The following is an 11,037-nucleotide window of genomic DNA, read 5'->3' on the forward strand; positions in this document are numbered from 1 at the left end:
ATATCTACCTCCCTTAATTAATTTAATTTTGCTTGGCAGTAATATATTAACCATTATCACTAATTATAATCTATTAAAATATTAGTAAAAGTAACAACAACAACTTATATTAGATAAATTTAATAATTCCCCTTAACAATAATAAAGATAAGTTCATATCTATTTTTTAAATTATAAATCTCTTATTCTTTCCTCTTCATTATTATCATAATATGATTTATTCGACAATTTTATTGATGAATTATAAAATTCATAGTATAATATTAAAATATTACAGAAACGTTACATTTTATTTATTATTTTTATCTCTGCACAAAATAAAAAAAGAAGAGGAGACAAATGTTATTATGAAAGACATTTTTAGAAAAAAGTCGGTTAAAAGTTTACTTCAAGAAACTGAAGGCGAAAAATCTTTAAAGAAAGCTTTAGGCTCTTTTGAACTTACAATGTTGGGAATTGGCGCTATTGTAGGAAGTGGTATTTTCGTACTTACTGGAGTTGCTGCCGCAAAGTTTTCCGGACCAGCATTAGTATTATCATTTATTGTTGCAGGACTAGCTTGTGCATTTGCAGCTCTTTGTTACGCTGAATTTGCTGCAATGATTCCCGTAGCTGGAAGTGCATATACTTATGGCTATGCAGCCTTAGGAGAAATATGGGCTTGGATAATAGGATGGGATTTAATATTAGAATATGCTGTAGCAATAGCAGCAGTAGCAATAGGATGGTCTGGATATATAGTAAACCTTCTCAAAAATATGGGTATTGAACTACCTGCCAGCTTAGTAAATTCTCCATATGATGGTGGAATAGTAAACCTGCCAGCAATGCTTATAATTGGAGTTATATCAATTCTATTAATCATAGGTGTTAAAGAAAGTGCACGATTTAATAATTTTATTGTTGCTATTAAAATCGGAATAATTTTCTTGTTTATATTTTTAGCGGTTGGGCACGTTAAACCTGTAAACTGGCATCCATTTATGCCTTATGGATTTAATGGCGTATTACAAGGTGCTGCATATGTGTTCTTTGCATATATAGGTTTTGATGCAGTATCTACAGCTGCAGAGGAAGTGAAGAATCCTCAAAAAGATTTACCAAAGGGAATAATCGCTTCGCTTTTAATATGCACATTATTATACATAGTTGTATCAGCTATTCTAACAGGTGTAGTTCCGTATTTAAACTATATGAATACCGCAGCGCCAGTTGCCTTTGCTCTTGAACAAATAGGAATAAACTGGGGATCGGCTTTAGTATCAGTTGGAGCAGTATTTGGTTTAACTTCTGTTCTTTTAGTCATGATGTTTGGGCAAACTAGAGTATTTTTTGCAATGTCAAGAGATGGACTTTTGCCAGAAGTTATTGGCGGTATCAACAAAAAAACAAAAACACCTGTAAATAGTACTATAATAGTTGGCGTCGTAACAGCAATTATTGCAGGATTCTTACCAATAGGAATAGTGTCGGAATTAACTAACATAGGTACTCTAGCAGCATTTATTATTGTTTCTCTTGGAGTAATTGTATTAAGAAAGAAGAGACCAGATTTGCAAAGACCGTTTAAATGTCCACTTGTTCCAATTACACCAATAATTTCATCATTAGCGTGCTTAGGACTAATTTGGCAGCTTGAAACTGCAACCAAAATAAGATTTATAGTTTGGTTTGTCTTAGGAGTCATAGTTTACTTCGCATACGGAAGACGTCATAGTACTATGAATGGCGACCCTGCCAGCAGTGAAGAATAAAAACTCAAGCCAAATTTCTTTATAATTTATAACTCGATAACATTAACTTATATGTCAATATACACATGAAATAGCACAGGGATAGACCCTGTGCTATTTTGCATGCATTAAATGTATTACTTACACTATTTTTACATACATTTAATAATTCCTTAATTATACTTTAATGCTTTTTACCTTATCATATATATAATGAAGCTATTATTAGTTAAATTTTTAAGAATTTATTTAGAAATTACAAAAATGCTTTTTTAAAAATATATTAGAAACTTATAGAGATTTAAATTATATTTTACTTTGACTATATGCTTATGATTCCTATAGTATTTTGGAGGTTATATAATGGATAATATAATTATTTTTCTAATTGGATTAAAAACTCATCCTATTCTAACTTTTTTAGCGATAATCATACTAGGACTTTTTATTCCAGTCATTCTTCCCAAAAAACTCAAACTTCCAACATTCATTTGTTCCTTTATCATATTTTCACTTTGTTTTTTGAACTTTTTTGCCGGACATTTATTAACAAATTTTCTTATTGACAAGTTTGGAGTTAATGGACAAGGCGTAGTCGAAGATATTTCTCAAACATCAAATCTTTACAACGATGAACCTGTCTTACGTTATAATGTTAATATCAAACAAAATAATAATGATACTATTTCAACTTATTGTTTAACCTCGGATTTTAATATTGCTCACACAGATTCACTTAATGAATACTCTTTTCCTCAGCCCGGGATTAAATTTAATGTACGATTTATAAAGGAATATCCTAGAGCTTTTGTTATTATAGCAAATGATGACAGCGAATATAGTAAAACACTAAAAATAAAGAACTAACCTCCAGGGCTGCTATATTTATTTATCAAATATAGCACTCTTAACGACTGCAAATGCTTCTCTAATATATGTTGAAGGGACAAAATACCAAATAGTGGAACTAGAATAATTATCAAAATTAACATAACCATTTTTCTTAGCTAATATACTGCTTCTAAAGGCGTGGAAATCTGTAGTTACTATTTTTACATTAACATCAGCTATTAACTTATGACTATGTTCCTCTATTTTTTCCTTAGAAAACTTTAAATTTTCATCTGTATCTCTTGACTTATCTTCTATTATCATTTTTTCTTTATCTATTCCTCTTTCTTGAAGATACTGACTCATAGCTTCAGCCTCTGATATACATTCATCTGCGCCTTGTCCGCCAGATAAAACAATATATTGATTTGGATTTTCTACTTCACACTTTATTGCTGCATCTAATCTTTCACTTAATATTAAATTAGGAGTCTTTCCATTATCAAGGCCAGCACCAAGTACAATGATATAATCATCCTTCTTTTCATTATTTTTTTGATAACTTATTATTGCAGCTTCTAATGCAATAAAAACTATAAATCCAATACATAAAAATATTTTAACTATTTTATATACTTTAATCAAAAACATATTTTTTCTCATCATTTTTTTGAAGAAATGACGAATAAGAATCAAAATTCCCAAAATTATAGCAGGAATGCTAAATGCAATCCACAATGCTTGGATAATATACTTAATTCTCTCCATACTCATTCCTCCTACACATTTTTTGCTTCAGTTAATTTAATATCGTATAAACTTATTATATCTATAACTAGTAAAGATGTAATAAGGTATTAAGAATCGTATGTTTAATTTCATAATATTGTAATAATATCTTCATAGTTGAAGAAAATTTGAAATTCGGCTTCCAATTATTAAGAAGTAACGCTTAAAAATACGAGAAGAAGCTTTACGGCCTTCTTCTTGTATTTTTATATTTTAAATTTAGCTATTTCTTCTTTCAATTTTCCTGAACTCACTTTAGCTAATAATGCTTCTTCCAACACAATATTAGACTTTTCGCTTACTTCAAAAATGCTAGTTGCTATATTTGAAGTCCCCCCAGCACTGTCACCGGTTGCGCTTGCTACTCCATCTATAGTTTTCAATATTTCATGCACTGAAGACAATAGCTCTTTTGAAGTTGTACTTAAATTATTTGAAAACTCTTTATAATACAGCGCATCTTCATCATAATTATTGCTTGTCTCAATTAAGGTTTTATACTCCTTTAATATTGTATCTTCTATAAAATTAAGCATATTATTAGAATTATCTGTCAACTCTTCAACAGAAGACACTATAATTCCTGTTGTACTTTGTATTTTATTTATAGTATCACTAGATTGTTCTGCAAGTTTTCTTATTTCTTCGGCTACAACACTGAATCCTCTACCTGCTTCACCAGCCCTTGAGGCCTCAATAGCTGCGTTTAGTGCAAGTAAATTAGTTTGTTCTGCTATTTTAAGTATTGAATCTGATAAAACATTTATTTGCTCTACAGCCTTTGCTTTTTCAATAGAAGCTTTCAATCTACTCTCAGTTTCTCTAAATATTTTTTCTGCTTCCTTTTGATTATTTTCTGAAGTCACCCTTATACTTTTAGCTTTTTTACTTATCTGTGCTGCTTTTTCTGCAACTCTGGATGATTGTTCAGCTATAAAATTAACAGCCTTCCCTATTTCCTCTGAGGTTGACGACATCTCTTCTGCTGATGCAGCTGTTTCTTCTACATTTGCTGATAGCTCTTGTGTAGTGGCTGAAACCTTTTCTATATCCCCATTTAAATATTTTACTTTATCATTTACTGTATCAACAATATTATCAATATCTTTTGATGTATTCATAACATTGCTTACTAAATCCTTTAGAGAACTTTTAACCTTATTAATTGAAGTGGCTATGTCTTCTATCTCATCCTTTGTTCTTATATTAACATTTCCAGTTAAATCTCCATCACTTATTCTTTCCAAAGCAAATTGTACTTCCATAACATTCTTACTTAATTTCCTAGAGAATCCAAAAACTATAATCATAGACAAAATGCATAATAATACTATTGTAATTATCATTGTTTTAAATAAAGTACTTTTAATCCCTTCAAACATACTTGAGTCTACATCTATACCTGCAATAGCTACAATTTTTCCTTGCGAATCCTTAATTGGTGCATATGCAGAAATATATGTTCCATACTCATCGGTATATGACTGATCAGTTACAGTAACTTCACCATTAAAAGCCGCCTTCATTTCGTTATCCATTTCATATTCTTCTAAAAATTCTGACGCTTCCACTGAAACATCAACTAAAAAAACTGCCTTTTCATCATCCACCTTTAAAAGTGTATAAAAATTTCTAGCAACACTTTTTGATTTAGCTACACTCATTGAATTTAGTAAATCTTTATATTCAGAAGAATCTGTTGATTTTTCATTTATAACCTTTTCAAGTTTATCTCCATCAACAGAATTTACCAATTCTAAAATAGATCCATTAACAGTAGTTTTCATATCAGTTTGAAATTTTTTAAATACAATAATATTGGCTATTATTAAGATTGCTGCCATCAGCCCCAATATCAACAATACCAGTCTTAACATTTTTACCCCTAGCTTACCCATATTTCACCCCTAATAAATGATATTATTACACAAACTATGTATAATAATTCATTTTAATTTTACTTTAATACGTGATAACATTCAATAAATATATTAAAAACTAAACAAAATTCTGCATTTTTTAATCTAATACGCAAATATTATGTTTTAAATTTTATTAAATTAAAATGATTATGATAATTTTTTTCCTGCATAAATGCTTTTAACGGCGATAAAATTATCGCCGTTGATTTAATTAATTATGCAAAATTTAACTTCTATTTTTCTATTATAGATTTATCTTGATTTAAAATATGCTTATCTATCCAATCTACTACAAATTCTAATATTTTTCTTACAGATTCATCCTGATCCACATCTATAGCATTCAAATCAATATTATTAACTTCATTAATAAAGTTTTCATGCTCTACCTTATGAGAAAAGAAATTTTTATATCCTATACTAGACATATAATCTTCTTCTGATTTAAAATGAAAAATTGTATATTCTTTAAGTTCTACAAGTATTTCAATTATTTTATCATACTTGTCTACAATAAATTCATTTTTCAAAAGATTAAGTGCACGATCCGCTATTTCAAACAGCTTTTCGTGTTGTTCATCAATATGTTTTATTCCTAAGTTGTAATCTTCTTTCCATTTTATCATAAAATCACCTCAAAATAATATTTGTGAATATCACATCTAAAACTATAACTTTTATAACTTTAATTAATGCTTCTTTTGTTATTTTTCTTATTATGAACTGACTATAATACTTTACTGATATTTTAAGATAACATTATTTAATGTACTAAGGTCAAATGGCTTAGAAATATAATCATCCATCCCCATTTCAATGCATCTTTCTTTATCTCCGTTCATAGAATAAGCAGTCATGGCAATAATATAAATATGATTTTGTGTTCCTAATTCACTGTCCCTTATTATCTTAGTAGTGTCGTATCCATTTAATTCTGGCATTTGTATATCCATTAGGATTAAATCAAAATTATTTTCTTTCAATATTTCTAAAGCTTGTTTTCCATCAAATGCACACTCAAATTCATATCCTAAACCTTTTATCATTTCGCAAACAATTTTCATATTAATCTCATTATCTTCAACAATAAGTATCTTTTTTGCTTTATTTATAGCTATTTTCTTATCGCATGTATTAAGCTTTTTACCATGAGTTTTTTTCGCATCATAATTTAACAAAAATTCTGCCTTAAAATAGAAAGTACTTCCTTTGTTTTCTATGCTTTCAAACCATATATCTCCATTCATTAACTTTGCTATATCTCTTGAAATAGCAAGTCCCAATCCTGTACCATCATATTTTTTAGTGTAAGTCATATCTTGTTGAACAAATTTTTTAAAAATATCATTTTTAAACTCTTCTTTGATGCCAATTCCAGTATCTTGTACTGAAAATTCTAAAGTTAGTTTATTTTTTATAATATCTATCTTTTTAACTTTAAATATTATTTGGCCGCTTTCAGTAAATTTTATAGCATTATTAATTAGATTTATTAATATTTGATTTAATCGTATTTCATCCCCTATTAAGTCAAAGCTTATATATGGGTCAATGTAGTAAAAGACTTCTAAATTTTTATTATTCCCAGCAATAGATAATTCTTTAATAATTCTATCTAAAGTTTTCTTAAGATTAAATGGCTTTAGATTAAGTTCAAACTTTCCAGATTCTATTTTAGAAATATCTAATACTGAGTTTAAAATACCTAGTAATAACCTAGATGAATGACTAAGCATATCTAGATATTCTTTTTGACTGTTACTAAGTTCAGTTACTTTAAGCAGATCTATTACGCCTATAATTCCATTCATAGGCGTCCTAATTTCATGACTTATATTTGCTAAAAACTCACTTTTAGCATTATTAGCCTTATCTGCCTCTTCCTTTGCTTTTTCTATCTCCTCATAATTGGTCCTTAATTCTTCTTCTATTGCTATGAGCTCTTCATACAAAGCAGATGTTTCTTCATATTTATCTCTCAATTCTTTTTCTATTTTTTTGCTCTCTGTTATATCCCTTGTAATATTAGAGGCTCCTATTAACTTTCCTTCTAAATCGTAAATTGGGGTAACTGTAATAGAAACATCTATTAACTCACCATCTTTCTTTATTCTCTTAGATTCAAACCCTTTAATTTTTTCTCCATTTTTAATTTGTCTCATTATTTCATAAAAATCATTAACTTTGTCTTCCGGAATTATTATAGATATATTTTTATCAATCACTTCTTCTTTCCTATATCCATAAATCTTTTCTGCCCCTAAATTCCAACTAGTTATAATTCCATCTAAATCTTTTCCTATAATTGCATCATCTGTATTTTCAACTAAAGAGGCAAGTTCGCGAGTTTTCTCATCATTTTTTATTCTATTAGTTATGTCTCGTATTATACTTAGAACAAATGTTTCGTCATTAATTTCTATTCCTATTGATTTAACTTCTACTGGAAAACTGGAACCATCTTTTCTATAATGAATAGTTTCAAATTCAATCTCGCCTAATTTAGCTTTTGCAAATTGATTCGATAATAATTCCAAATTTTGAGCATACCTTAATTCAGATATATTCTTTGAAAGTACTTCTTCATCACTATAACCATATGTATCAATAGCTTTTTTATTAACTTTTAGAATATCACCTTCACTTGAAAATAGAATTATTATATCATTTGCATTATATAATGCAGTTTCGTATATCTTTAAATCGTCATATTTTTTTCTAAAACTATTTTCACTTGTTTTTTGATCCTTCACCTCTTACCCTCCTTAACTTAAATTAGAGTGTTAATAACCTATAAATTATCTTAACAAATGCCTATTCTAAAATTCCCAGATCATTTATTAACATCTTTTCAAGCTCATCTTCACCTACTGGTTTACTAAAATAATACCCTTGAATTATATTGCAGCCTAAATTCATCAATATCTTAAGCTGTTCTTTAACTTCTACACCCTCAGCTATAACCTTATATCTTAGCCTTTTTGATAAACTTAAAATGCATTCTATTACAGCTCTATTTTTTTCATCCTCAATATTATCAACAAAAGACTTATCAATTTTCAAAGTATTTATAGGTAAAACTGTTAAATAACTCAAAGAAGAATATCCTGTTCCAAAGTCATCAATAGAAATGTTTATATCTCTTTTTATAAGATCATACAAATCTGCAATTTTTTCTTCATTTAAATCAATTAGTGTACTTTCTGTAATTTCTATTTCAAGTAAATTTAAAGGAATTTCATTTTTCTCACATACTTTTATAAGCTTATCCTTAAAATCAGTTTCTTTAACTTGAATAGGTGAAACATTAATTGCTACATTATTAAATTTGTACTTTTTTTCTTTAAATTCACGAATTTTTTTGCATACTTCTTCAATCACCCAATCACCTATATCTATAATTATCCCAGTTTTTTCAGCTATGGGAATGAATTCAGCCGGAGATACAAACCCAAGCTTTTTATTATTCCATCTTAATAAAGCCTCAAAGGCAACTATTCTATTTTCAGCAGCATCTATTTGAGGTTGATATACAATTGAAAGTTCATTGTTTTTTATTGATTCTTTTAATTCATTTTCAATTATTATTCTTCTTACATATAATTTGATTAAATCTAGTTCAAAAAAAGTATATGTATTTTTTCCAACAGCTTTCGATTTATACATAGCCAAGTCCGCAAATTTCAATAAATCATTCATATCAGTGCTATCTTGCGGAAAAGTCGATACGCCTATACTTGTTGTCATATATACTTGTTTATCACTAAGTTCAAATGGTTTTTTGCAATAATTTATTATACTATTACATAATTCTTTTAAATTATCTACAGAATCAAATTCATCTAAAAGTATGATAAATTCATCCCCACCAACTCTATACAAACTACCGTGATTCTTAGCGCAAACATTTATCAATTGCGAAAATACCTTTAACATTAAATCGCCATAATCATGACCTAAAGTATCATTAATAGACTTGAAATTATCTAAATCTATAAGTACTATTGCTCCTTTTTGATTTAACTGTTTTGTCTTTTCTAAAGTAGTTTTAAAATCCATTAGAAACAGTTCTCTATTAGGTAGCTTAGTAAGAAAATCATAATATACACTTTCAGTTAATATTTTCTTGCTTTCCTTTTCTTCAGTTATATCTCTTCCTAAGCCAAATAAGCGTACTGATTCTCCATTTTCATTTTTTATCATCTTTCCATTTAATAAAATCCACTTAATTTCATTTGCTTTTGTAACAATTCTAAATTCGCTTTTATATAAAGATGAGCTCCCATTTATAAAAAAGTTCAAATCGTTTATAGCACTATCTTTATCTTCATGTAGCACACTCTTTTCAATACAGTCAAATAAATTACTAAATTCATTTAAATTATATTGTGTAATTTTCTCCCAAGCGGTAGAAAGGAAAAACTTATTTTCTTTAAGATCCCACTCCCAAACTGCAATATTAACTTCATCAACTGCCTGCTTATACTTTTTAAATACCTCTATGTAGTTTAATTTATTCTCTTCTATCATCATAAAAAATTTTTTGTTCTCCTTTTAAATAGGTATAATTAATTTTTGCCAGTATTTTTATGGTTTAATTCCTTCATGTACTTTACTATTAATTCATCCAAATATTGACTAATAACTAACCTATCATTTATAGTTTCATTTGTGTCTACAGTACAACATACTTCATTTAAAACTTCCCGTATCTCATTAATATGTCTATTTAATTCTGATATCTTAATGATCTTCTCTTCAGGACTTTCAAATTCAGCTTCACTTATATTTTCAATATTTTCCTGATTTAATATTGTCCTATTTCTTCCACTAATTTTTGCCCTATATAAATTTTTATCTACTTTTGATAACAGATCCGAAATACTTATATCATTATCAGTAATACTATAAACGCCAAAGCTTGCAGTTATATTGATTTTAAGCTCTCCATATTCAAATGTTGTATTTTCTAATTGCTTTCTTATCTTTTCAGCTATAGCATATGCATTCTTTAATTCGGTGCCATTAAGTACGATAATAAATTCTTCTCCACCAAATCTTCCTGCCCAGTCAGAATTATTTCTCAATGATTTAAGTATTAGATTAGAAAAATCATTTAAAATATTATCTCCAATAACATGTCCATATTTATCATTAACCTTTTTAAAATAATCTATATCTGTCATAATTATAGATAATGGCATCTTGCTGATTTTGCTGTAGTTAATATCTACAGGCAACCTTTCATTGATATACCTTCGATTATATAAACCTGTCAATTCATCAGTAACTGCTTTTTCATTCATAGCACTAATCAATTCTTCTACGGAATTCGTGCCTTCAGTCAATTTATGTAATACACTCCCATTTTGAGTTATATCCTTTAATATTTCAACAATATATATTATTCCATCAATCTCTACTGGTGTTGCGGTTATTAAAACAATTTTCTCTTTATCATATTCTATCTTTACAAAAGTATCATTATTATTATATGCCCTCATTGATATACAATTTTCACAAAAAGTATCCTTTTTCCATAGAGCATAGCAAGTTCCATTTAATTCTTGTACTCCCTTATCTTTAACTATAATAGTTTCTTTCTTTATAGGATTTACAACTCTAATTACATCATATAAATTTTTAAAAATTGATAATCTTTCTTTTACCTTTTCTATTATGTCCATAAATATACCCTCCCTTTAAATAAGTTAGTGTAAAGTATTTACACTACTCTTCTTAATTTTTTCTTTATATATCAA

8 protein-coding genes are annotated in these 11,037 nt (G+C 28.0%); 2 read left to right on the plus strand and 6 right to left on the minus strand.

The window, feature by feature from the left end:
- Positions 1-347 precede the first annotated feature (347 nt).
- Positions 348-1,754 carry an amino acid permease gene (locus COL3_RS24875; RefSeq protein ID WP_008419395.1) on the plus strand — a complete coding sequence of 469 codons (1,407 nt, stop codon included), beginning with the start codon at positions 348-350 and terminating at the stop codon, positions 1,752-1,754.
- Positions 1,755-2,096: 342 nt separating this feature from the next.
- A complete protein-coding gene (locus tag COL3_RS24880; protein WP_008419398.1) occupies positions 2,097-2,600 on the plus strand; it encodes a hypothetical protein in 504 nt (167 codons plus the stop codon).
- 18 nt (positions 2,601-2,618) lie between these two features.
- On the opposite strand, the gene COL3_RS24885 is transcribed toward COL3_RS24880, so the two are convergent.
- From COL3_RS24885 to COL3_RS24910, 6 genes are all read right to left on the minus strand, one after another.
- Positions 2,619-3,332: a YdcF family protein gene (locus COL3_RS24885; protein WP_008419401.1), complete on the minus strand. Its 714-nt coding sequence runs from the start codon at positions 3,330-3,332 to the stop codon at positions 2,619-2,621.
- A 227-nt stretch (positions 3,333-3,559) separates the two neighbouring features.
- Entirely contained in the window at positions 3,560-5,251 is a 1,692-nt protein-coding gene (locus COL3_RS24890) for a methyl-accepting chemotaxis protein (protein WP_008419403.1), read from the minus strand.
- A gap of 257 nt (positions 5,252-5,508) precedes the next feature.
- On the minus strand, positions 5,509-5,901 hold the full coding sequence (locus COL3_RS24895; protein ID WP_008419406.1) for a hemerythrin family protein: 393 nt from the start codon (positions 5,899-5,901) through the stop codon (positions 5,509-5,511).
- A 111-nt stretch (positions 5,902-6,012) separates the two neighbouring features.
- A complete protein-coding gene (locus tag COL3_RS24900) occupies positions 6,013-8,028 on the minus strand; it encodes a PAS domain S-box protein (RefSeq protein ID WP_008419408.1) in 2,016 nt (671 codons plus the stop codon).
- A gap of 61 nt (positions 8,029-8,089) precedes the next feature.
- A complete protein-coding gene (locus COL3_RS24905; RefSeq protein ID WP_008419411.1) occupies positions 8,090-9,808 on the minus strand; it encodes a bifunctional diguanylate cyclase/phosphodiesterase in 1,719 nt (572 codons plus the stop codon).
- Between the two features lie 35 nt (positions 9,809-9,843).
- On the minus strand, positions 9,844-10,962 hold the full coding sequence (locus COL3_RS24910) for a GGDEF domain-containing protein (RefSeq protein WP_008419413.1): 1,119 nt from the start codon (positions 10,960-10,962) through the stop codon (positions 9,844-9,846).
- Between the last annotated feature and the right edge of the window lie 75 nt (positions 10,963-11,037).

It is taken from the genome of Clostridium sp. LS, from assembly GCF_002760435.1.
Lineage (GTDB): Bacteria > Bacillota > Clostridia > Clostridiales > Clostridiaceae > Clostridium.